This is a genomic window from Streptomyces sp. NPDC060184, assembly GCF_042728795.1.
Lineage (GTDB): Bacteria > Actinomycetota > Actinomycetes > Streptomycetales > Streptomycetaceae > Streptomyces.
Genome location: NZ_JBHWYX010000022.1, coordinates 1 through 23,147, shown reverse-complemented (window position 1 = coordinate 23,147; position 23,147 = coordinate 1). Strand labels below are relative to the sequence as shown.

Sequence of the window (23,147 nt, the reverse complement as noted above, 5' to 3'; positions counted from 1 at the left end):
CAGGCAGGGCATGCCCCGTAGAGGCACGGCGCACCTGGGCGGGCGCGGCCCACCGCGCATCGGCCACCCTCAGGCTCCGCCGCCTCCCGCGCTCGCCCCGGGCCGGCTGTCCGGACCATGAGCCGGGCCCACGGCCGCGAGTTGCGGAGCGGGTCGCCCTGAGCGACGCTGAACTTACGTCACGGACGGTTCAACGAAGGTCACCCTGCGACTGAAGGTGCCGGGCCGCCGCGACGGACCACAGCAGACCAGAAACACCAGCCAGCCACATGCTGGATCCGTTCCTCCGTCTTCTTCCGGACCTCTTTCGGGGAGTCGCAGCCGTGATCAGCGAGCCAAGCAGGCACTGCACGGTGGAGCTCCAGGCACTGCCGTCGCGGATCGGTCAGGTCCGCAGAATCATCTCGGCGCAACTGCGCTACTGGCATCTCGATCTTCTGATCGACCATGCGGCCCTGGGCGTCACCGAGCTTCTCACCAATGTCCACCGCCACGCGGAACCGGACAAGTCGTGCACCGTCGACATCGAGCTGCTGCTCGACCGCCTGACGGTCTCCGTCCACGACCACGACCCACGCTTGCCCTCCGTGAACGTGGCGGACACCTTCGCCACGTCCGGGCGCGGACTGGCCCTGATCGCCGCCGTCAGCGAGAGCTGGGGGGTCCGTCCCGGCGACGGGGCGGGCAAGGTCGTCTGGTTCACCCTGCCCACTCCGTCCGTCCCGACGAGGGCGCTGCCACCGCTCGCGGTCTACGGATCGATGACCGACGGCCCGTTCGGGGGACGGTACGCGGGGGCGGTGGAAGCCTCGGCGCAGTTCCCCAGCCGATCGGCCGTCCTCGGCTGACATCCCCTCAGCAACAGTTGAGCGCAAGGCATTTGACTGCCTCACGACCGGTGTCCGGAACCGTACTGGCTCTTCGGGCACCGGTCGCCCCGCGTGACGCGGGAGGGACTCGCGGCTCACGGGTCAGACGAGGACGGTCAGCGGGTCGTCGAGCACCGGCTGCCAGGCCAGTTCGGCCGCGCCGACCAGGCTGTCGTGCGCCAGCGTGCACGGCAGGATCGGCACACTCCCGCTGCGCCCCCACAGGCTGCGGTCGGCGACGACGGCCCGCAGCCGGTCGGGGTCGGCCTGGAGCAGATCACGGTGCAGGCCGCCGAGGATGACCCGGTCGGGGTTGAGGATGTTGACGAGTCCCGCGAGCCCCAGTCCCAGCCTGTCGATGAGGGCCTCGGCCGCGCGGCGTACGTCCCCGTCCCCGTACTCCGTACGCAGCAGATCGCCGGCCTGCTTGAGCAGCGACTCCTCCGGGCCGGGCGTCCGTCCCGCGGCGAGGAGGAAGGCGAGCGGGTCCGCCTCGACGTCGAGGCAGCCGCGGCCACCGCAGTGGCACGCGCGGCCCTCGGGGTTCACCGTGAGGTGCCCCACCTCCAGCGCCAGCCCCGAACTCCCGCTGTGCAGGCGGCCGTCGAGGACCAGTGCGCCGCCGACGCCCCGGTGGCCGGTGGCCACGCAGAGCAGGTGCTGGGCGCCGCGCCCGGAGCCGTGCCGATGTTCGGCCAGCGCCGCGAGGTTGACGTCGTTTCCGGTGAACACCGGTCCCTCGATGCCCGCTTCACGCACGCAGGAACGGAAGATCTCGCGCACCGGGGCGCCGGCGGGCCATGCGATGTGCATCGGGTTCAGGGCCGTTCCCTCCGGTTCGGCCACGGCCGAGGGGACGGCGAGCCCGGCGCCCACGCAGCGCAGCCCACTGCCGCGCAGCAGCTGCGCGCCCGCCTCCACCACCTCGCCGAGCACCTGCGCGGGGTCGGCCATGACGGTGCCGCAACCGGGTGCGGTGGCGACGATCCGGCCTCCGAGACCGACCAGCGCGGCGCGGAACCCGTCGCTGTGCACCTGAGCGGCGAGTACGACGGGGCCGGTCTCGCGCACCGACAGCCGGTGCGAGGGGCGGCCCTGCGAACCGGCGGCCGAACCGGGGCTGGAATCGACTCTGATGAGTCCCAGCGCCTCCAGTTCGGCCGCGACCGCTCCCGCCGTCGCGCGGGTGACACCCAGTTCCGAGGTCAGCACGGCACGGGTGGGCGCGCGCCCCGTGTGCACCAGTTCCAGGGCCGGCCCGAGCGCGCTGCGGCCCCTCTCCAGCTTTGTCCGCGTGGTGGACACCTTGCCGTTCATGGGGGCGAGTCTCCCACGATCCGGAGGTGTCTCTGACGCTTCGGCACCAGGTCACGACGTGCTGCGGGTCACGTCCGCACGTGTCTTGTGCCCGCCCCCGGCGCGCCCCTATGCTGAGTTTGTGCCGCACCTAAACAAACTGCGGACGGTCCGAACGGGGGGCCATGGCGGAGACACCGCCCCACCCTCCGCGGCCCGGCTCCGCACCGCGCTGACCGCGTTCTTCGCTCTCGACGGTTTCCTCTTCGCAGGTTGGGTCGTCCGTATCCCGGCCATCAAGCACCACATCGGCGCCTCCGCCTCCTCGCTCGGGCTCGCCCTGCTCGGGGTCTCGGCGGGCGCGGTGATCACGATGGTCCTCACCGGCCGGCTCTGCCACCGCTTCGGCAGCCACCGGGTCGCCGTCGGGTGCGGCATCCTTCTCTCCCTGAGCATCGCCCTGCCCGCGCACGCCGGTTCGGCGCTGACGCTCGGGCTGCTGCTGCTGGTCTTCGGCGCCGCCTACGGCGGAATGAACGTCGCCATGAACAGTGCGGCGGTGGACCTCGTCGCCGCCATCCGCCGGCCCGTACTGCCCAGCTTCCACGCCGCGTTCAGCTTCGGCGGGATGGCCGGCGCGGGGATCGGCGGCGTCGCCGCCGGCCACCTCTCCCCCGTCGCCCACCTGACCCTGCTCGCCGCGACCGGCCTTGTGGTCACCGCGGTCGCCGGGCCGGTCATGCTCCACAACACCCCGGACACGGCGGCCACTTCCACCGCGTCTCCCACCTCCTACGCGTCGACGGCGTCCGCCGCTCCGGATTCCCGCGCCGGGTCTCCCCGCATGAGCCCGGCCGTCCGCCGCGTGGTCGCCCTGTTCGGCGTGATCGCGCTCTGCACCGCGTACGGCGAAGGCGCGCTCGCGGAGTGGAGCGCGCTGCACCTCACCCAGGATCTGCACGCGACGCCGGGCATCGCGGCTGCCGGGTACTCACTCTTCGCCCTGGCCATGGGGGTTGGCCGACTCACCGGTACGGCCCTGCTGGAACGTTTCGGCCAGACGCGGACGCTGGTCTTTGGCGGCAGCGCGGCGGCAGCGGGCATGCTGCTGGGCTCGCTCGCCCCCACGGTTTCCCTGGCGCTCGTCGGCTTCGCCGTGGCAGGGCTCGGGCTGGCCAACATCTTCCCGGTCGCCGTCGGCAGGGCCGGTGCGCTGGCGGGCCCCGGCGGGGTGGCCGCCGCCTCCACCCTCGGCTACGGCGGCATGCTGATGGGACCGCCCGTCATCGGTTTCCTCGCCGACTGGCTCTCACTGCCGATGGCCCTGACCACGGTGGCCCTGCTCGCCGCCGCAGCTGCCGTGCTCGGGTACGTCTCCCGCACCGCGTCGCCGAACGCCGCCTGAGGGTCTGGTCGCGACACCGCGTCGCGGTACGGGACGCGGTACCGCGTTCCGTACGAGGCGGTACGGGACCCGGTACCGCCTCGTACGGAATCCCGTCGGTTCCACCAGCCGAGAACGTCGCCGATTCCGCCTCCGGTCCTGCCAGAATCTGCGCCATGGACATGTCCGAACAGATCACACAGCTCGGCGACGAGGGCCGGCTGCTCGTCGCGGCGGCCGAGCGGGCCAGGACGGACGCCCTCGTGCCGACCTGCCCGGGCTGGCGGGTGCGCGACCTGCTGCGCCACACCGGCATGGTGCACCGGTGGGCGACGGCCTTCGTCGCCGAGGGGCACACCGAGTACGTCGACGACGCGGGCGAACCCGACCTGGACGAAAAGGAGTTGCTGGACTGGTTCACCGACGGTCACCGGGATCTGGTGGCGGCGCTGGGCGCCGCTCCCCGCGACCTCGCCTGCTGGACGTTCATGCCGGCGGCCTCGGGCTCGGCGTTCTGGGCCCGCCGCCAGTTGCACGAGACGACGGTCCACCGGGTGGACGCCGAATCGGCGCTCGGAGCACCGTACTCACCGGTGGGCACGGCCCGCGCGCTCGACGGTGTCGACGAGTTGCTGACCGGTTTCCACGCCCGCGCCAAGAGCCGGGTACGCACCGAAGACCCGCGCGTCCTGCGGGTGCACGCGGTCGACGCGGGCGTCGCCTGGACGGTCCACCTCTCGGCCGGACCGCCCCGTGCGGTGCGCGACGACGGCCGCGAGACCGTCGCCGACTGTGTGGTGAGCGGCAGCGCGGAGTCCCTCTATCTGGCCCTGTGGAACCGCTTGCCGCTCTCCTCGGTCACCCTCGACGGCGACGAGACCCTGGCGCGGCTCTGGACGGAGAAGTCCGCCATCACCTGGTGACGCGGGCGCGGGGTCTTCCCGGAACCGGCGCGAACGCGGGTTCCGGTAAGACCCCGGCCGGTCAGCCCACGGTCAGGTTCTGTGCGACGGTGTTCGCCGCGAAGCTGTTCACACCGAACAGGCCAGCGGGATAGGCGTCGTCGGTCGCGTCGATGACGGGATCGGCACCACCTCCGAACCAGACCCGGATACGGGTACCGTCCGTACGCACCTTGAGATGGTAGGTACGGCCCTCGACGATCGGGGTGGTGCGGGTGGCGATGTCCTTGCCGGGTCGCCAGAGTTTGACCATGCCGCTGGTGTCGATGTTCGCCGTGTACCCGGCGCCCGCGGTGTTCGCGCGGAACGTGAGGCCGGTGGCGGTGCCATTGGTGACGGACAGGTCGCCCTCGTAGGTGAAGTCGGTGCCGGAACGGTCGCTGAGGTAGAAGCCGTTCTGTGCGGAGGCTCCCCCCAGTCCGGCGGGGGTGACCGTCCAGTTGCCGCCGTGCGGTGTCCAGCTTCCCGACGGGAAGGCGGAGAAGCCGGCCGTGCCGGTGTTCAGGTTCTGCACCGTCGCCGTGCCGTCGTACACGTTCACGCCGAACAGGCCGCTGGTGTACGTGGTGTCGGTGGCGTCGATGACGGGGGCGGTGGCGTTGTCGAGCCAGACCCGGATGCGGGAGCCGTCGGTGCGCACCTTCAGATGGTGGGTGCGCCCGGCGGAGACCGGTGCCGCGTGGACGGCGATGTCCTTGCCGGGGCGCCAGAGCTTGACCACGCCGCTGGTGTCGAGGGTCGCCGTGTACCCGGCGCCCGCGGCGTTCGCCCGGAAGGTCAGGCCGCCGGCGTGTGCGGTGTCCAGCGAGATGTCTCCCTGGTAGACCCCGTCGGCGCCGCTCTGCGCGCTCAGGTAGAAGCCGTCGCCGCTGGTGGTGGCGCGCTTGCCCGCGCCGACGTCGCTCCAGGCGCCGCCGGCCGCGTGCCAGGGACCCTTCAGGTTGCTGAGAAGGGTCGACTGGTCCGTGCCCCAGCTGGTGTTGAGGCGGGTGAAGGTCGCGCTGTCCAGCTTCACCTTGCCGCCGACGGCGAAGAGACGGATGCCCTGGCTGTTCGCCGCGGAGTCGAAGTCGGCGTTGTCGGACAGGGAGTACCGTCCACCGTCGGCGAACGTCTCCAACTGGCCCCGGTCCACGAGGAGTCGCAGGGTGACCTTGCCGTTCACCGGCTTGAGCGGCTTGCCCTGGAGGGTCTGCGCCTCGGTGTCGTAGACCACGCTGCGGTCGGCGGTGCCGTCGGACCGGGCGTGCAGGTCGAAGCCGAACCGGTCCGCGCTCGCCCCCAACACGTCGAACCGCGCGGTGATCTCGTAGGTGTCGGCCTTGATGTCCCCGAAGAGGTTGCCCTTGCCCGCGTCGACCGTCTCGTTCTTCCAGCTCTTGGTCTCCGAGCCCAGCGAGGCGAGTTCGGCGACCGGGGTACGGGTGATCCGGGGGCCGTCCGCCGTACTGACCAGGGCGAGGGACACCGGGAAGGTCGCGTTGCCGGTCCAGGTGCTGCCGCGGTTGCCGCCCTGCCAGGCCATCTGCACCGTGCGGCCGTCCGGTGTGTTGGTGAAGGTCTGCGCGGCATAGAAGCTGCCGCCGGCGTACGTCGTCCCGAGGTCCATCTGCTGCGGGCCGGTCCAGTCGGTACTGAACGTCGTGCCGTCGAAGGATCCGACGACGTACTGGCTGGAGGCGGAGGTGAGGACCCACCGCTGGGCGCCGGTCCTTCCGTCGAGGGCCAGGGGGTACATGTCGGGGCATTCGAAGAGCCAGGGGGCGTTGAAGCGGCTGGCGAAGGTCCACTCCAGCAGGTTCGGCGAGGTGTAGATGCTCACCCCGTTGCCGCCCTCGTTCGACCAGACGACCATGGTCCAGCGGTGGCGGGCCGCGTCCCAGAAGACCTTGGGGTCGCGGCTCTCGTCCGGTATCGAGATCTGCTTGCGGCCCTTGTCGTACGCCTGGAAGGTCTGGCCGTTGTCGTTGCTGTAGAACACGCTGACGCCGTCGGTGTTGGAGAACACCACGATCGGGTCGAGGGAACCGGTCTTCAGCCCCGAGGTGTTGTCCTTGTCGACGACCCCGCCGCCGGAGAAGAGCGTGCCGGGGTGCACGTCGGGCTCCAGCGCGATCGGCTTCTGGGTCCAGTGCACCAGGTCGGGGCTGGTGGCGTGCCCCCAGTGCATGGTGTCCCAGGCCAGACCGTGCGGGTTGTGCTGGTAGAAGAAGTGGTACACCCCGTTCGCGTACACCAGCCCGTTCGGGTCGTTCATCCAGCCCGACTGCGAGCTGAAGTGGAACTGGCCGCGCAGCGGCTCGCTGTACGTGGTCGGCGGATACGGGAACTCGGGGTAGTCCCCGGTGGTCCCGGCGACCGCGGGGGCGCTCGGAACCAACGCGACCAGGCCCGCGGCCAGGCTCGTCAACAGCGCGACGAACAGCGCCCCGACTCTTCGGCGCATGTGAACCCACTCTCTCTGCACGGAGACGAATGAGTGTCATCGTTGACATCTGTCATCGATGACACCCGATCGATGACAGATGATGGGCCCCGACCGGGAGCCCGTCAACGCTCCGAACAGGATCCGTTCCGGCCCGTCAGGAGAGGCTCCCGGCCCGCGTGGCGCTGGGCTCCTGTTCCATCCGGTGGGCCCACGGCGGGTTGGGACCGGCGACGGCGCAGGTCAGGGCCGCCACCCGGACCGCGTACGCGCAGGCCGCCGCGAGCCCTTCCGGGGTCAGCCGTTCGAGCCGGCCGCCCAGCAGGCCGTGCTTTCCGAGGTGGTGCAGAAGCCCCGCGGTGAAGGCGTCCCCGGCGCCGACCGTGTCGACCACCCGGGTGGGCACACCGGGTACGGAGATCCGCCGGCCGTCGAGCGAGGCGAGCGCTCCGTGCGCGCCGAGGGTGACCACCACCAGCCGGGCGCCCGCCGCGTGGAAGCCGTCGCAGGCCGCTTCGGCCGTGACGTCCGGGGCCACCGCGTCGAGGTCGTCCTGGCTCAGCCGCAGGATGTCCGCCACCGCGCACCAGCCGGGGAGCCGGTCGCGGTACACCTCCGGATCGACCAGCGCGGGTCGGACGTTGGGGTCGATGCTCACCGTGGCGTGGGGCCGCACACCGGCCAGCAGCTCCTCAGCCAGAGGGCCGCCGGGTTCACGTACCAGCGCGAGCGAACCGGTGTGCACGCAGGCCGAGTCGCGCAGATCGCCGGCGGCCAGTTCCGCACGCGTCCACTGCCAGTCCGCGGTGCCCTCGGCGTGGAAGGAGTACGAGGCCACCCCGCCCGCGTCGACGTCGGCGACCGCCAGCGTGCTCGGCTCCTCGGCGGTCGGCGCGCCGGTCAGATCGACCCCCGATTCCAGCAGGCGGGCGCGGAACAGGCGGCCGAAGACGTCGCCGGACAGCCGGGCCATCAAGCGGGTCGGTGTGCCGAGACGGGCCAGCCCCACGGCGGTGTTGGCGGGACCGCCGCCCGGCAGGACACGCAGGGTCATGCCCTGCCGATCCGGCGCGGGGCCGGGCGCACCGGTGTGCGGCAGGGCCGGTCCGGGGCCGGCGAAGAGGTCGGCGACGCACTCTCCCAGCACGGTGACCCGACGTGGTGTCTGCATGTGGTGAACCCTCCAGGTGGGACGTGGAATCGGGCCCGCGCGACGGCCTGCGCCACGCGGGCTCCGGGGTGGTGTCCGGGGACGCCGTGTCGTGGATCGGCCGCCTGTTCGGCCAACTCGCTTTTCAGCGCGAGGCATTGACGTTGCCGGACCGGGAGTCCATCATCCTCCGCAAGCGGTGTCAACGATGACATGTGTCAACGATGACATGTGTCAACGATGACACCGCGACCAGAGCGCCCTCCGGCACCACTCGGCTGCCGACGCCCACCGCTTCCCCGGGAGTCTCACCATGTTCCGTAGAGCCCAACCGGCCCTCGCCATCGGCGCCGTCGCCCTCGCCCTGTCCCTGGCCGCCTGCGGATCCGGTTCCGGTACCGGATCGGCCGGCGGTTCCTCGTCCGGGGGCAAGGTGAAGGTCGGGCTGATCACCAAGACGGACACGAACCCGTACTTCGTGAAGATGAAGCAGGGCGCCGAACAGGCGGCCAAGAGCGCGAACGCCGAACTGACCACCGCCGCCGGGAAGTTCGACGGGGACAACGCGGGGCAGATCACCGCGCTGGAGAACATGGTCGCCGCCGGGGTCAAGGGAGTGCTGATCACCCCGAACGACTCCAAGGCCATCGTCCCCGCGATCGCGAAGGCCCGTGCGAAGGGGGTGCTGGTCATCGCCCTGGACACGCCGCCGGAGCCGCAGTCCGCCGTCGACGCGCTGTTCGCCACCGACAACGTGAAGGCCGGTGAGCTGATCGGCGCCTACGCCAAGGCCGCGATGGGCGGCAAGCCGGTGAAGATCGCCACGATGGACCTCGCCCCCGGTGTGTCGGTCGGCGTCCAGCGGCACGACGGGTTCGTCAAGGGCTTCGGCATCGACGCCTCCGACCCGTCGATCGTCTGCTCCCAGGACACCGGCGGCGACCAGGCCAAGGGCCAGACCGCCATGGAGACCTGCCTGCAGAAGGCGCCCGACATCAATCTGGTGTACGCGATCAACGAACCGGCCGCGCTCGGCGCGTACACCGCCGTCAAGGCCAAGGGCCGCGAGAACGACGTCATGATCGTCGCGATCGACGGCGGCTGCACGGGGGTGCGGGCGGTCAAGGACGGCAAGATCGCGGCCACTTCCCAGCAGTACCCCCTGAAGATGGCCGCCGACGGGGTGCGGGCGATCGCCGAGTACGCCAAGTCCGGCAAGAAGGCCTCCGGTTACACCGACACAGGTGTCCAGCTCGTCACCGACGAGCCGCAGCCCGGCGCCGCGTCCGAGGACACCGGCTTCGGCCTCGAGAACTGCTGGGGCTGAGCCGCGGTGACCACTTCCACTCCGCTCGCCGTCCGCGCCGACGGGCCGGCCGCGCTGCGCCGGCTCCTCACCTCACCGGTCGCGGGGCCCCTCGCGGCCCTCGTCCTCGCGTCGGTGTTCTTCTCCACGGCCACCGACCAGTTCCTGTCCGGCGGCAACTTCTCGCTGATCCTTCAGCAGGTCATGGTGGTCGGCACCCTCGCCATCGGGCAGACGCTGATCATCCTCACGGCCGGGATCGACCTCTCCTGCGGCGCCGTCATGGCGTTCGGCGGCATCCTCATCGCCAAGCTCGCCGTGAGCGGTCCGCTGCCGCCGCTGCTCGCCATCGCCGTCGGAATCCTGGCCTGCGCGGGGTTCGGCCTGCTCAACGGAGTGCTGGTGCGGGTCGTGCCGCTGCCGCCGTTCATCGTGACGCTGGGGATGCTCAACGTCGCCTTCGCCCTGACCCACATCTACTCCGAGGAGCAGACGGTCACCGGCCTTCCCGGACCGCTCACCGTACTGGGCAGAACCTTTCCGCTCGGCCGGACGGACGTCACCTACGGTTCGCTGGTCACCATCGCGCTCTTCCTCGGCTTCGCCTACGCGCTGAGCGGTACCGCCTGGGGCAGGCACCTCTACGCCCTCGGCAACAGCGCGGAGAGCGCCCGGCTCAGCGGCATCCGCGTGTCCCGGCTCACCGTGGGCGTCTACACGATCGCCGGCCTGGTCTACGGGATCGCGGCTCTGCTGCTGGTGTCCCGTACCGGCGTCGGCGATCCGCAGGCGGGCCAGACCGACAACCTGGACAGCATCACCGCGGTCGTGCTCGGCGGGACGAGCCTGTTCGGCGGCCGTGGAACGGTGCTCGGCACCCTGGTCGGGGTCCTCATCGTCGGTGTGTTCCGCAACGGCCTCCAGCTGATGGGCGTCTCGTCCGTCTACCAGACCCTGGTCACCGGTGTGCTGGTGATCCTCGCGGTCACCGTCGACCAGCTCTCGCGCAAGGGGAACCGATGACCCGCCCGGACTCGCCCCAGGACCCGGCGGGCACCGGCCCGCGGCCCGTCACGTCCTCGACGCCGACCGCACCGGGCGGCGGCACCACCCCCGTGCTCAGCGCGCGCGGGCTGGTCAAGCGCTACGGGCACGTGACCGCCATCGACGAGGCCGACTTCGAGCTCATGCCCGGTGAGGTACTGGCCGTCATCGGTGACAACGGCGCCGGCAAGACGAGCCTGATCAAAGCGCTCACCGGCGCTCTGGTGCCCGATGCCGGGGAGATCCGGCTGCACGGAGAGCCGGTCAGGTTCGCCGGGCCGCAGGACGCGCGGGCGCGCGGCATCGAGACGGTGTATCAGGATCTCGCCGTCGCCGCGTCCATGGACATCGCCTCCAACATGTTCCTCGGCCGGGAGGTCCGCCGTCCGGGCGTGCTCGGTTCGGTGCTCCGCATGCTCGACAAGAAGGCGATGCGCCAGGAGGCTGCCGGGTACCTGGCGCAGCTCGACGTCAGGATCGGCTCGCTGTCCCAGCCCGTGGAGACGCTCTCCGGTGGTCAGCGGCAGGCCGTGGCCGTCGCCCGGGCCGCCGCCTGGGCCCGCAGTGTCGTGGTGATGGACGAGCCGACGGCCGCGCTGGGGGTGAAGGAGTCGGGGCAGGTGCTCGACCTGATCCGCCGGGTCCGCGACAAGGGGGTGCCGGTGATCCTCATCAGCCACAACATGCCGCACGTCTTCGAGATCGCCGACCGTGTGCACGTCCACCGGCTCGGCCGGCGCGAGGCCGTGATCAGGCCTTCGGACTACTCCATGGCGGAAGTCGTGGCCATCATGACGGGCGCGCTCGGCGTGCGTCCGGACGGGGGTACGGTCGTGGCGGACAGTGACGCCGCCTCGGCAGCCGGAGTGCGGGGGAGCTGACCCGCCGTCCCCGGCGTCCGAGGGGACGCCCTCCAGAAAAAGGTGGTCCATGGCATCGTCGTCCCGCAGACCGACCCTCGCCGACGTCGCCCGCGAGGTCGGCGTCAGCGCCAAAACGGTCTCCCGGGTCCTCAACGAGGACGGCCCCAGCTCCCCGGAGACCAGGAAGCGCGTTCTGGCCGCCGTGGCGAAGCTCGGCTTCCAGCCCAACCTGATGGCCAGGAGCATCCGGGTGGGCGGCCCCGACACCACCGTCGGACTGGTGGTGCCGGACCTCGGCAACCCGTTCTTCGGCGCGGTCGCGGGGGGCATCGAGGAGGCCGTGCGCGATCGCGGGCTGACGCTCCTGATGGGTTCGTCCGACGACGACCCGGAGCGCGAACACGCCCTGATCCGTACGTTCCTGGCCCGCAGGGTGAGCGTCCTCATGGTCGCGCCGGCGGTGGGGGCCGACCACTCCCATCTCAAGACGCACCGGGCGGCCGGGATGCCCGTCGTCTTCCTCGACCGGCCCGGCAGTGGGCTGACCGCCGACACGGTGGTCAGCTCCAACCGCTCCGGTACGCGCGAGGGCGTCGCCCACCTGATCGCCCGGGGCCACCGCCGGATCGGCTTCATCGGCGACCTGCCGGCCCGCCTGTACACCCGCCGCGAACGAATAGCCGGATACCGCGCGGCGCTCGCCGAGGAGGGGCTGCCCTACGACCGGGCGCTGGTCGCCGACGCCCACGACCCAGAAGGAGCGGCAGCGGCGACGGCCCGACTGCTCGCCCTTCCCGACCCGCCGACCGCGCTGCTGTCGGGCAACAACGTCATGACGATCGGCGTGCTGACCGAGGTGTCGCGCAGCCGCCGCAAGGACGTCGCGGTCGTCGCCTTCGACGACGTGCCGATGGCCGCCATCCTCGATCCCGGGCTCACGGTCGTCGCCCAGAACCCGGCGGCCATGGGCGAGTTGGCGGGCGCCCTCGCCGTCGAACGCCTCGACGGGGACCGCTCCCGGGGGCGCACCGTGATGGTCCAGACCCATTTGGTGCCCCGCGGATCCGGCGAGCTTCCCGCTCCTCGCCGCGGGTGACCGGGCCGGGCGCTCACCCTTCGGGGGGCGCCCCGGGCAGCGTGAGGCCGACCGAGCGCGCGAGCCCGTCCGCCGCCTGCCGGAACAGCGCCTCCCGGTCCTCCACCACCCCGGTGAACTGGCCGAAGAGCTCGAAGGAGACGAGTCCGAAGAGCTGGGCCCAGGCGATGACGAGCGCGGCGACGTTGGCCGGCGGGAGGTCCGGGGCGAGTTCGGCGGCCATCCGGGCCGCCTCGGGGCGCAGCGCGGCGGAGAGCGGCGGTGCGGTGACTCCTTCGCCCCGGTGGGCCTCGCGGATCAGGCCGACGAGGACCATGCCGACCCGGGAGGCCGGGCCGACGGTGTCCTGGGGCGCCACGTAGCCGGGTACGGGCGAGCCGTGGATCAGCGCGTACTCGTGCGGGTGCGCGAGGGCCCATTCCCGTACGGCGAAGGCGACGGCCGTCCAGGCGGTGGCGGGCGAGCCGTCCGGGGCGGCGGTGGCGTCGCGGCCCGCCTTCTCGGCGGCTTCCCCGACGGCGTCGTAGGCGTCGATGATCAGCGCCGTCAGCAGATCGTCGCGGCTGGGGAAGTAGCGGTAGAGGGCCGAGGAGACCATGCCCAGCTCACGGGCGACGGCGCGCAGGGAGAGCTTGGCGGCCCCCTCCGCCGCGAGCTGCGCCCGCGCCTCGTCCTTGATGGCGGCGGTGATCTCGGTACGGGCGCGTTCCCGGGCTCCTCTGATGGCACTCATGGTGCCCATTCTGCCACGCGGGCGGATCAGCGAACAGGAACGAGAGCAGTGCTCTTGCCAAGGCGACCCCGAGGGAGCACACTGATCTCAGGAGAGAGCACCGCTCTCGAAGTTCGGCGAAGACGGACCACTTCGCACTCGGGGACTTCCGCGCTCAGGAACTGGGGACACCATGTCGCAGGCACAGCCGTACTACTTCAGAGCCGGCACGATCGGCACCCGGTTCAACAGCGTCGTCGGGTGGCTCGCCCGGCACGGCCTCAGCCTCATGGGCGCGGCGGAGATGTCCGTCCGGGGGCGCAAGAGCGGCAAGATGCAGCGGGTCCCGGTGAACCCGCACGTCCACGACGGCGAGCAGTACCTGGTCTCGGCCCGCGGCCACTCACAGTGGGTGCGCAACATGCGGGCGGCGGGCGGCGGCGAGCTGCGGATCGGGCGCCGGACGCGCACCTTCACCGCGGTGGAGATCGCGGACGACGCGCAGAAGGTGCGCGTCGTCCGCGCCTACCTGAAGCGGTGGGGCTGGGAGGTGAACCAGTACTTCCAGGGCATCACCGCCACGTCGACCGACGAGGAACTGCTGGCGGCCTGCCCCGACCACCCGGTCTTCCGGATCACGGTGGAGGAGCGGGGCGCCTGACCCCGAGGCTCCGACCCCGGGGCCCGGGACGCGGGCCCCGGTGGCAACAGGTCAGCCGTTCTCGGCCGACCGGCGGTCCATCACGGAGAGCGCGCGGTGCGCCAGCGGGTGGGTACGGACCAGCTCGGCCAGCGAGGTCGTCCCCCGGGTGATCCCGGCGAACGCCTTCCAGGCCGGACGGAAGGTCGTTAGCACCGCGTGCAGGACGCCGGGGCGGCGCTCGAAGAGCTTGAGCATCCGGCGCCCGACGTTCATCTCGACGCCGAGTCCGGCCTTGATGGCGAAGGCGTAGTTGAGCGCCTGGCGCCGGGCGTCCACCGCGTCGCGGGCCTCGGCGATGCGTACCGCCCACTCCCCCGCCAGCCGGCCGGAGCGGAGCGCGAAGGAGATGCCCTCGCGGGTCCAGGGCTCCAGGAGGCCCGCCGCGTCACCGCAGACCACGACCCGGCCCCGGGAGAGCGGCGAGTCCTCGCTGCGGCAGCGGGTGAGGTGGCCCGAGGAGATCTTCGGCTCGAACCCGGCCAGCCCGAGGCGGGCGACGAAGTCCTCCAGGTACCGCTTGGTCCCCGCGCCGTCGCCCCGGGCGGAGATGACGCCGACGGTCAGCGTGTCGCCCTTGGGGAAGACCCAGCCGTAACTGCCGGGCATCGGGCCCCAGTCGATGAGCACCCGTCCGGCCCAGTCCTCGGCCACCGTCTCGGGGACGGGGATCTCCGCCTCCAGGCCGAGGTCCACCTGATCGAGCTTCACCCCGACGTGGGCGCCTATGCGTCCGGCACTGCCGTCCGCCCCGACGACGGCCCGCGCGAGCACGGTCTCGCCGCCGGCCAGCACCACCGCGACGGTGCGCCGGTCCGGTACGGACGAGCCGTGCTGCTCGACCCGCGCGACGGAGGCGCCCGTACGCAGCTCCGCGCCGGCCTTCTGCGCCTCCTCGACGAGCTGGGCGTCGAACTCGGGCCGGTTGATGAGGCCGAAGAGCATCCGCTTCGACTTGCGGGTACGCGCCAGCTTTCCGTTGAGGGAGAAGGTGACGGCGTGCACGCGGTCCCGCAGGGGCAGTTCGAATCCCGGCGGAAGCGAATCGCGCGAATATCCGATGATCCCGCCGCCACAGGTCTTGTAGCGGGGCAGCTCCGCCTTCTCCAGCAGCAGGACCCGACGGCCCGCGACGGCTGCCGCGTATGCCGCGGAAGCACCGGCCGGCCCTGCACCGACTACCACGACGTCCCACACCGACGACTCTTCGTGCTCACGCCCGGCGTCTGCGTTCTCGCTGCTCACGATGTGCTTCTGCTCCCGATCCGACCAGTTGCCCCAGCTACTGACGGCATCCTACGGCGCGATCCGGCCAGGGTCCGCTGTGGGAGGATCGGCAGTGTTTTCGTCGTACGGACAACGCCGGACAAACGGCGTCGTCCACGGCCGTGCACGCCTCGCACGGCCACCCAGCACCACACCCAGTAAGGAGCGTTCCCATGACCGCCCGTCCGATTCCCGAAACCGTTGCCTCGCTGATGCCCCGCGCCAAGGCGGAGCTGAGCGAGCTGGTGGCGTTCCAGTCGGTGGCGGATCCCGAGCAGTTCCCGAGGAGCGAGTGCGAGGCGGCGGCCGGCTGGGTCGCAGACGCGCTCACCGCGGAGGGATTCCAGGACGTCGCTCTGCTGGACACCCCCGACGGCACCCAGTCCGTCTACGGCTTCCTCCCCGGCCCCGCCGGAGCCCCGACCGTGCTGCTGTACGCCCACTACGACGTGCAGCCGCCGCTCGACGAGTCGGCCTGGCTCTCCCCGCCGTTCGAACTGACCGAGCGGGACGGCCGCTGGTACGGCCGCGGAACGGCGGACTGCAAGGGCGGTCTGATCATGCATCTGCTCGCGCTGCGCGCCCTCAAGGCCGACGGCGGCGTGCCCGTCGGCGTGAAGGTGATCGCGGAGGGGTCCGAGGAGCAGGGCACCGGCGGACTGGAGCGGTACGCCGAGGAGCATCCGGAGCTGCTCGCCGCGGACGCGATCGTCATCGGCGACGCGGGCAACTTCCGGGTCGGCCTGCCGACCGTCACCGCGACCCTGCGCGGTATGACGATGCTGCGCGTGACGCTCAACACCCTTGAGGGGAACCTGCATTCCGGCCAGTTCGGCGGTGCCGCCCCCGACGCGCTCGCCGCGATGATCCAGCTCCTCGCCTCGCTGCGCGCCGAGGACGGTACGACGACGGTCGACGGGCTGGCCCCGGACGCCTCCTGGGAGGGCCTGCAGTACCCGGAGGAGGAGTTCCGCAAGGACGCGAGGGTGCTGGACGGGGTGGAGCTGATCGGCACGGGCAGCGTCGCCGACCGCATCTGGGCGCGGCCCGCGGTGACCGTGATCGGGATCGACTGCCCGCCGGTCGTCGGTGCCACGCCGTCCGTGCAGGCGAGCGCGCGGGCCCAGGTCAGCCTGCGGGTGCCGCCGGGCCACGACGCCGTCGAGGCGACGAAGCTGCTGACCGCGCACCTGGAGTCGCACGCCCCGTGGGGAGCGCGTGTCACGGTCGAACAGGTGGGCCAGGGACAGCCGTTCCGCGCGGACGTGACCAGCCCCGCGTACACCTCGATGGCGGCGGCGATGCGGGTCGCGTACCCGGGCGAGGAGATGCAGACGGCGGGTATGGGCGGGTCGATCCCGCTCTGCAACACGCTGGCGCAGCTGTACCCGGAGTCGGAGATCCTGCTCATCGGGCTGAGCGAGCCCGAGGCGCAGATCCACGCGGTGAACGAGAGCGTGTCGCCCGAGGAGCTGGAGCGCCTCGCGGTCGCGGAGGCGCTCTTCCTCCAGAACTACGCGGAGTCCCGGCAGGGCTGACGGTCGGCGGGGCGGGGGCCGCGGGAACTGGTGGGGCCGGTGCGGTGCGGTGCGGTGCGGCCCACGGCCTCCCCCGGGTCCCGTCGGCCCCGTCCGGCTCTCTCAGCCGACCGGCACCCCCGCCTCCAGGTTGAGGACGGTGGAGCGCTCGCGGGCCCGGAGCGCCCATCTCAGCCGGGTCCAGCGGGTCGGCGGGAGGAGCCGGGCGGCTTCCTCCTCGGTGACGAAGCGCCATTCCCGCAGCTCGGAGTTCTGGAGCCGCAGTCCCGCCGCGTCCTCGTCCCGCAGGACGCCCCCGTCGAAGAGGAACCGCAGGCCGCCGTAGCCGGGCGGGCGTGGCGCCTCCCAGTCGATCACCAGGAGCCTGGGCTCGGTGGTCAGGACCAGCCCGATCTCCTCGGCGACCTCCCGGACACCCGCCCGGGCCGGTGCCTCGCCCGCCTCGACGATCCCGCCCGGGAACTCCCAGCCGGCCTTGTAGGTGGGGTCGACGAGGAGGACCCGGCCGTGTTCGTCGAAGAAGAGCACGCCGGAGGCGACGGTCTCGGCGGTCGGGGAGGGGTTCTGCACGATCCCGCACTCTCCGGCGATGCCGGTGCGCACCGCTTCCTCGATCCTCAGCGCGGTCTCGCGCGGGGTGAGGGCGCCGGTGTCGATGACGTGCGCGTCGGCGGTGAGCCACGGGAGGGCCGCACGGTAGGGCTCGATGTGCTCGAGGCACCAGCGGCGGGTCCGCCGGCTGCGCTCGGGGTCCTCGGGAGACGCGTGCCGCTGCGCGATCCGCCGGCGCAGGATCGTTTCCTCTGGGCGGAGCAGCACATGGTGGACGGGGATGCGGCGGGAGGCGAGTCCGCCGAATATCTCGTCGCGGTACTCCTGGCGCAGCAGCGTCATCGGCACCACGAGCGTGCCGGGGACCTCGGCGAGCAGCGCCGCCGCGGTGTCGACGACCAGGCGCCGCCAGATGGGCAGGTCCTGGAAGTCGGTCACCTCCGCCAGGCGTTTCTGGGGCAGCAGCCCGCGCAGCGCGGCGCCGGTCAGCCCGGGGTCGTACAGCGTGCTGTTCGGGATCAGATCGAGCAGCTCGCAGGCCGCGCTGGTCTTGCCCGCACTGAACGCACCGTTGACCCAGACGATCACGGCTCCCCCTTCGCCAGGCATCTCTTCCGGTCCCTACCGCGCTCGCGCCCCACCCGCCGTGCCGCACGGCGCCGGACCCGGCCCGCGCCGCACGGCCGCCCTGCCCGAGGACCGCGCCGCGGGTCCCGTCCCTCGGTGCGGCCCCGGCCGCCCGGAGGGGCTCCAGCCTTCTGTGGCTTGCCCTGAACACCCTGCGGCGAAAACCCGGCGCGACGAACCTGTTGTACGGAGCCGTGGACGGGGTACCCGTCGGCAGACGCCCCGGCGGGACGGCCAGGCGGAACCGGTGGTCCGGGCCGACGGCGTCGGACGGTCACCGGAGCACGCGGTCGGCGAGACCGCGGACAGCGGCAGAGGGGGCACACCATGCGTCGGACGGTGCTCGAACAGTTTCCCGCCGGCGGGCCGCGCGGCAGCTGGCCCGCGGAGGAGTTCGCAGCCGCGCGCCGCGGCGAGGGGCTCGCGGTGGAGGTCGTGATGGACCTGGACCGGGACGCCTTCCTCGTGGTGGTGGCCGGGTCGTCGGCCGACCGCGCCGGCTGAACGGTGTCCGCCCCGGGCACGCCGGGTCGCGGCGGGCCCGGGGTACGGCGTCAGCGCACGGTGGCCGCGGCGGCGGCTCCCACGAGTCCGGCGTCGTTGCCCATCACCGCGGGGGTGACCGTGAGGTTGCGTACGAAGGAGAGCGTCGCGTAGTCGGCCAGGGCCCGCCGCAGCGGGGCGAAGAGCACGTCGCCGGCCCCGGCCACTCCCCCGCCGATCACCGCGATGTCGATCTCGACGAGGGTCGCCGTGGCGGCGATCCCGGCGGCGAGCGCCTGGGCCGCGCGGTCGAAGGACGCCTGGGCCACGGGGTCCCCCGCCTTCGCGGCGGCGGCCACGGCGCGCGCGGTGGCGTCTCCGTCGGGTCCGGGCCGCCAGCCGCTGTCCAGGGCCCGGCGCGCGATGTTGGGGCCGCTGGCGATCCGTTCGACACAGCCGCGCGCACCGCAGGGGCAGGGGTCGCCGTCCAGGTCGACGCTGATGTGGCCGATGTGGCCGGAGTTGCCTGTGGGTCCGGGGTGGAGCCTGCCGCCGAGGACGAGCCCGCCGCCGACCCCGGTCGACACGACCATGCAGAGCGCGTTGTCGTGCCCGCGGGCCGCTCCCTGCCAGTGCTCGGCCGCGGTCATCGCCACGCCGTCGCCGACCAGGGTGACCGGCAGTCCGCCGATCGTCTTGCCCACCCGTTCGACCAACGGGAAGTCGCGCCAGCCGGGAACGTTGACCGGGCTGACCGTGCCCGCCGAGGCGTCCACCGGACCGGCGCTGCCGATGCCCAGCGCGCAGGCGCGCTCCCAGTGCGGCGAGGCCATCAGCTCGGAGAGGACTCCGTCCACCGCCCCCATGACCGACTCGCCGGACTCCTTGGCGGGCGTCGGCCGCTGCGCGCGGACGAGCAGCGTGCCGTCGTCGCCCACCAGCGCGCCGGCGATCTTGGTGCCGCCGATATCGAGGGCTGCGACGAGGTCGGTATGCATGGGCCTTGGCTCTCCGGATGAGTAGAAGGGCGGACCTGCTGGTTCCGTCCTTGTGGTCTGCACAGTCTGTATTGCCATGACAACGTTGTCCAGGGCCTATGCTCGACGCCACAGCCCCGATACCCCGCGGCGTTGACACCGGTGTCGACGCACCCTACGACAGGACAGCGCACTGTGGCCGAGACCGCCCGTCATTCCGAGCCCCGCTACGGCAACCGGCCCACCATGAAAGACGTGGCCGCGCGGGCCGGAGTAGGGCTCAAGACGGTCTCCCGGGTGGTGAACGGCGAGGCCGGCGTCACGCCCGACACCGAGCGCCGGGTGCAGGAGGCGATCGACGCCCTCGGCTTCCGCCGCAACGACAGCGCACGCGTTCTGCGTAAGGGCCGTACGGCATCCATCGGTCTGGTCCTGGAGGATCTGGCGGACCCGTTCTACGGTCCGCTGAGCCGCGCCGTGGAAGAGGTCGCGCGCTCGCACGGGGCGCTGCTCATCAACGGCTCCAGCGCCGAGGACCCGGTGCGCGAACAGGAGTTGGTGCTCGCGCTCTGCGCGCGGCGGGTGGACGGGCTGATCGTGATCCCGGCGGGCGACGACCACCGCTATCTGGAGCCGGAGATCCGGGCCGGGGTGGCGACCGTCTTCGTGGACCGGCCGGCCGGTCTCGTGGACGCCGACACGATCCTCTCCGACAGTTTCGGCGGCGCCCGCCAGGGCGTGGCCCACCTGATCGCCCACGGCCACCGCCGGATCGGCTTCATCGGTGACCAGCCGCGCATCCACACGACGACGGAGCGGCTGCGCGGCTACCACGCGGCGATGGCGGACGCGGGCATCGCCGTCGACGACCGGTGGGTCTCCCTCGGGGTCACCGCCCCCGAGCGGGTGCGCGCAGCCGCCGAGGAGATGCTCTCCGGCCCGGAGCCGGTGACGGCGGTCTTCGCGGGCAACAACCGGGTGACCGTGACCGCCGTGCGGGTGCTCGCCGACCGCGAACGGCCGGTCGCACTGGTCGGGTTCGACGACATCGAGCTGGCCGACCTGCTCGGCATCACGGTGATCGCGCAGGACGCGGCGGCCGTGGGGCGCACCGCGGCGGAGCACCTCTTCCGCCGTCTGGAGGGCGGCGGCCACGCCACCGCCCGGGTGGAGCTGCCGACGACCCTGGTGCCCCGCGGCTCCGGCGAGCTTCCCCCGGCCTGAGCCGCGGAGAACGCGCGGCGGGCGGGGAGGCGCGGCTCTGCCGTGCTCAGCCGGCCGCGGCGGCACCGTGCCCGGTTCGCGCGTACGCGTCCAGCTCGTGGCGGCCGAGCCCGGTCAGCCGGGCGACCTCCGCGGTGTCCAGGGCCCCGCAGTCGATGCCGCGCAGCAGATGGCCGCTGAGGGCCTTGGCGGTGGCGGGTTCGTCCATGACGTCCCCGCCGGACTTGGCGACGTACCCGGCGAGGCGGGCCGCCGCCTGTTCCAGGCCCTCGCGGTAGAAGGCGTAGACGGCCGCGTAACGGGTCGGCAGATGCGCCGGGTGCATGTCCCAGCCCTGGTAGTACGCGCGGGCCAGAGCGCGGCGGGTGAGGCCGTAGTGGAGCCGCCAGGCCCGGTGGACGCGGTCGGTGGGGCCGACCGGGAGCACGTTGGTGGAGCCGTCCGAGACCCGGACGCCGGTCCCGGCGGCGGCGACCTGCATGACCGCCTTGGCGTGGTCCGCGGCGGGGTGGTCGCTCGCCTGGTGGGCGGGGCTGACGCCCACGGACGCGCTGTAGTCGAAGGTGCCGTAGTGCAGTCCCGTGGCCCGGCCCCGCGCGGCGTCGATCATCCTCGCCACGGCGGCCGTCCCGTCCGCCGCGAGGATCGACTGGCTGGTCTCGATCTGGATCTCGAAGCGCAGCCGCCCCTCGTCCAGGCCGTGCGTCCGCTCGAACGCGTCGAGCAGCCGGACGAAGGCGGCGACCTGCTGCGGGTAGGTGACCTTCGGCAGGGTGAGCACCAGCCCGTCGGGCAGCCCGCCGGAGCGTACGAGCCCGGTGAGGAACACGTCCGTGGTGCGGATCCCCCGCGCGCGCACGGACGCCTCCATGCACTTCGTCCGGATGCCGGTGTACGGGGGCGCGCCACCGTCCTCGTACGCCCGCCGGACCAGCTCCGCGGCGCGGGCGGCGGCCTGGTCCTCCTCGGCGTCCGGGCGTCTGCCGTAGCCGTCCTCGAAGTCCACCCGCAGGTCCTCCACGGGCTCGCGCTCCAGCTTGGCGCGCACCCGGTCGTGGACGGATACGGCGAGCTCGTCGGGGAGGCCGAGGACGGCGGCGAAGGACGCCGCGTCCGGGGCGTGCTCGTCGAGCGCGGCGAGCGCCCGGTCGCCCCAGGAGCGTACCGTCGCGGCGTCGAAGGCGTCGGCCGGTACGTACACCGTGTGCACGGGCTGGCGGGTGCCCGGGTCGCCGGGGTAGCGGCGCGCGAGTTCGGCGTCCACCTCGGCGAGGGACGCGCCGATGTCCTCGCCCACCGCGTCGTCGAGGCTCGTCGCCACTTCGGCCCGTCGGCCCATGACCGTACCTCCCCGCTCTCGACAGGTCCTCCGGCCGGAACTTCCGCCGACCGGAATCGATGATCCGCATGGCGAAGCTATAAGCGCGGCCGGAGGTTGGTCAACGGTGGAACGGCGACGGGCCGGGGCCGTGCGGGGGTGTCCGCGTGGTCCCGGCCCGTGGCCGTCGTACCCTTCCCCGCGCAACCGGCGCCGGGAAAAGGTGTGTTCAGTTCTTGCGGGTGTTGATCTCTTCGGTGAGCTGGGGCACGACGTCGAAGAGGTCGCCGACGACACCGAAGTCGACGAGTTCGAAGATCGGGGCCTCGGCGTCCTTGTTGACCGCGACGATCGTCTTCGAGGTCTGCATGCCCGCCCGGTGCTGGATCGCACCCGAGATGCCCGACGCGATGTACAGCTGCGGGGAGACCGACTTGCCGGTCTGGCCGACCTGGTTGGTGTGCGGGTACCAGCCCGCGTCGACCGCCGCCCGCGACGCGCCGACCGCCGCGCCCAGCGAGTCCGCGAGCGCCTCGATCACCGCGAAGTTCTCCGCACCGTTGACACCCCGGCCACCCGAGACCACGATCGCGGCCTCGGTCAGCTCCGGACGCCCCGTCGACGCACGCGGCGTCCGGAGGAGCACCTTCGTGCCCGTCGCCGCGGCCGAGAACTCCACCGCCAGCTCCTCCACCGCACCCGCCGCGGCCACCGGCTCCACCGGCGCCGAGTTCGGCTTCACCGTGATCACCGGCACCCCCCGCGACACCCGCGACTTCACCGAGAACGACGCCGCGAACGCCGACTGCGTCGCCACCGGACCCGACTCACCCGCCTCCAGATCCACCGCGTCCGTGATGATCCCCGAACCGATCCGCACCGCCAGACGCGCCGCGACCTCCTTGCCCTCCGCCGACGACGGCACCAGCACCGCCACCGGCGACACCACCGCGACCGCCGCCTGCAACGCGTCGACCTTCGGCACCACCAGATAATCCGCGAACTCCGCCGCCTCCGACGTCAGCACCCGCACCGCACCGTGCTCACCCAGCACACCCGCCGTGCCCCGCGCACCCGCACCCAGCGCCACCGCGACCGGCTCACCCAGACGCCGCGCCAGCGTCAGCAGCTCCAGCGTGGGCTTACGGACCGCACCGTCCACGTGATCGACAAAAACCAGAACCTCAGCCATGGAACATCCACTTCCTGCGAAACCAGAGACGAAAAGAGAGGGGGGAGGCAGTGGGCCTGTCCGGCCCGTGCCCGGGACAACGCCGCGACACGACGCCGCAGGGGGTCAGATGAACTTCTGGCCCACGAGGAACTCGGCCAGCTTCCGCCCGCCCTCACCCTCG

20 protein-coding genes are annotated in these 23,147 nt (G+C 72.3%); 11 read left to right on the top strand and 9 right to left on the bottom strand.

Annotation, left to right across the window (positions count from 1 at the left end; all coding sequences use genetic code 11):
- The first annotated feature begins 323 nt into the window (after positions 1-323).
- Entirely contained in the window at positions 324-848 is a 525-nt protein-coding gene (locus ACFWEE_RS16700; RefSeq protein ID WP_386889780.1) for an ATP-binding protein, read from the top strand.
- Positions 849-971: 123 nt separating this feature from the next.
- Here the strand turns inward: ACFWEE_RS16700 and ACFWEE_RS16695 are convergent, their stop codons facing one another.
- Positions 972-2,186, bottom strand: a complete 1,215-nt coding sequence (locus ACFWEE_RS16695; RefSeq protein WP_386889778.1) for an ROK family protein — start codon at positions 2,184-2,186, stop codon at positions 972-974.
- Positions 2,187-2,307: 121 nt separating this feature from the next.
- Between ACFWEE_RS16695 and ACFWEE_RS16690 the strand changes: the two genes are divergently transcribed.
- Positions 2,308-3,570: an MFS transporter gene (locus tag ACFWEE_RS16690; RefSeq protein ID WP_386889776.1), complete on the top strand. Its 1,263-nt coding sequence runs from the start codon at positions 2,308-2,310 to the stop codon at positions 3,568-3,570.
- 155 nt (positions 3,571-3,725) lie between these two features.
- Positions 3,726-4,472 (top strand): maleylpyruvate isomerase family mycothiol-dependent enzyme, encoded by a 747-nt coding sequence (locus tag ACFWEE_RS16685; protein ID WP_386889775.1) that lies wholly within the window; start codon positions 3,726-3,728, stop codon positions 4,470-4,472.
- 61 nt (positions 4,473-4,533) lie between these two features.
- On the opposite strand, the gene ACFWEE_RS16680 is transcribed toward ACFWEE_RS16685, so the two are convergent.
- The gene (locus ACFWEE_RS16680; protein WP_386889774.1) at positions 4,534-6,957 is read right to left on the bottom strand and encodes a glycoside hydrolase family 32 protein; all 2,424 of its coding nucleotides are present in this window, start codon (positions 6,955-6,957) and stop codon (positions 4,534-4,536) included.
- Positions 6,958-7,093: 136 nt separating this feature from the next.
- A complete protein-coding gene (locus tag ACFWEE_RS16675) occupies positions 7,094-8,107 on the bottom strand; it encodes a carbohydrate kinase (RefSeq protein WP_386889773.1) in 1,014 nt (337 codons plus the stop codon).
- A gap of 292 nt (positions 8,108-8,399) precedes the next feature.
- Here ACFWEE_RS16675 and ACFWEE_RS16670 point away from each other — a divergent pair, with 292 nt between their 5' ends.
- The 4 genes from ACFWEE_RS16670 to ACFWEE_RS16655 are packed head-to-tail and all read left to right on the top strand — an operon-like array spanning position 8,400 to position 12,395.
- A complete protein-coding gene (locus tag ACFWEE_RS16670; RefSeq protein WP_386889772.1) occupies positions 8,400-9,413 on the top strand; it encodes a sugar ABC transporter substrate-binding protein in 1,014 nt (337 codons plus the stop codon).
- Between the two features lie 6 nt (positions 9,414-9,419).
- A complete protein-coding gene (locus tag ACFWEE_RS16665; protein ID WP_386889771.1) occupies positions 9,420-10,415 on the top strand; it encodes an ABC transporter permease in 996 nt (331 codons plus the stop codon).
- A complete protein-coding gene (locus ACFWEE_RS16660; RefSeq protein WP_386889770.1) occupies positions 10,412-11,317 on the top strand; it encodes an ATP-binding cassette domain-containing protein in 906 nt (301 codons plus the stop codon). Before ACFWEE_RS16665 ends, ACFWEE_RS16660 begins: the two co-directional genes overlap by 4 nt.
- Before the next feature lie 49 nt (positions 11,318-11,366).
- A complete protein-coding gene (locus ACFWEE_RS16655) occupies positions 11,367-12,395 on the top strand; it encodes a LacI family DNA-binding transcriptional regulator (RefSeq protein ID WP_386889769.1) in 1,029 nt (342 codons plus the stop codon).
- 13 nt (positions 12,396-12,408) lie between these two features.
- Here ACFWEE_RS16655 and ACFWEE_RS16650 read toward each other — a convergent pair whose 3' ends face one another.
- Positions 12,409-13,128, bottom strand: coding sequence for a TetR/AcrR family transcriptional regulator (locus tag ACFWEE_RS16650; RefSeq protein ID WP_386889767.1), 720 nt, complete (start codon positions 13,126-13,128; stop codon positions 12,409-12,411).
- Positions 13,129-13,300: 172 nt separating this feature from the next.
- Between ACFWEE_RS16650 and ACFWEE_RS16645 the strand changes: the two genes are divergently transcribed.
- Positions 13,301-13,768, top strand: a complete 468-nt coding sequence (locus ACFWEE_RS16645) for a nitroreductase family deazaflavin-dependent oxidoreductase (protein ID WP_386889765.1) — start codon at positions 13,301-13,303, stop codon at positions 13,766-13,768.
- 51 nt (positions 13,769-13,819) lie between these two features.
- Here ACFWEE_RS16645 and ACFWEE_RS16640 read toward each other — a convergent pair whose 3' ends face one another.
- Positions 13,820-15,052 carry a geranylgeranyl reductase family protein gene (locus ACFWEE_RS16640; protein WP_327174116.1) on the bottom strand — a complete coding sequence of 411 codons (1,233 nt, stop codon included), beginning with the start codon at positions 15,050-15,052 and terminating at the stop codon, positions 13,820-13,822.
- 194 nt (positions 15,053-15,246) lie between these two features.
- Here ACFWEE_RS16640 and ACFWEE_RS16635 point away from each other — a divergent pair, with 194 nt between their 5' ends.
- Positions 15,247-16,611 (top strand): dipeptidase, encoded by a 1,365-nt coding sequence (locus ACFWEE_RS16635; protein WP_386889763.1) that lies wholly within the window; start codon positions 15,247-15,249, stop codon positions 16,609-16,611.
- Between the two features lie 102 nt (positions 16,612-16,713).
- Here the strand turns inward: ACFWEE_RS16635 and ACFWEE_RS16630 are convergent, their stop codons facing one another.
- Positions 16,714-17,751, bottom strand: a complete 1,038-nt coding sequence (locus tag ACFWEE_RS16630; protein ID WP_386889898.1) for an NUDIX domain-containing protein — start codon at positions 17,749-17,751, stop codon at positions 16,714-16,716.
- A gap of 366 nt (positions 17,752-18,117) precedes the next feature.
- On the opposite strand from ACFWEE_RS16630, the gene ACFWEE_RS16625 reads away from it, so the two are divergent.
- Complete coding sequence (locus ACFWEE_RS16625; protein WP_386889761.1) at positions 18,118-18,294, top strand: hypothetical protein; 177 nt, start codon at positions 18,118-18,120, stop codon at positions 18,292-18,294.
- Positions 18,295-18,344: 50 nt separating this feature from the next.
- Here the strand turns inward: ACFWEE_RS16625 and ACFWEE_RS16620 are convergent, their stop codons facing one another.
- A complete protein-coding gene (locus tag ACFWEE_RS16620) occupies positions 18,345-19,271 on the bottom strand; it encodes an ROK family protein (RefSeq protein WP_386889759.1) in 927 nt (308 codons plus the stop codon).
- 174 nt (positions 19,272-19,445) lie between these two features.
- On the opposite strand from ACFWEE_RS16620, the gene ACFWEE_RS16615 reads away from it, so the two are divergent.
- On the top strand, positions 19,446-20,474 hold the full coding sequence (locus ACFWEE_RS16615; protein ID WP_327174120.1) for a LacI family DNA-binding transcriptional regulator: 1,029 nt from the start codon (positions 19,446-19,448) through the stop codon (positions 20,472-20,474).
- Between the two features lie 46 nt (positions 20,475-20,520).
- Here ACFWEE_RS16615 and ACFWEE_RS16610 read toward each other — a convergent pair whose 3' ends face one another.
- Both ACFWEE_RS16610 and ACFWEE_RS16605 read right to left on the bottom strand, forming a co-directional pair.
- Positions 20,521-21,813, bottom strand: coding sequence for a DUF6986 family protein (locus ACFWEE_RS16610; RefSeq protein ID WP_386889757.1), 1,293 nt, complete (start codon positions 21,811-21,813; stop codon positions 20,521-20,523).
- A 208-nt stretch (positions 21,814-22,021) separates the two neighbouring features.
- Positions 22,022-22,984 carry an electron transfer flavoprotein subunit alpha/FixB family protein gene (locus tag ACFWEE_RS16605; RefSeq protein ID WP_386889756.1) on the bottom strand — a complete coding sequence of 321 codons (963 nt, stop codon included), beginning with the start codon at positions 22,982-22,984 and terminating at the stop codon, positions 22,022-22,024.
- Between the last annotated feature and the right edge of the window lie 163 nt (positions 22,985-23,147).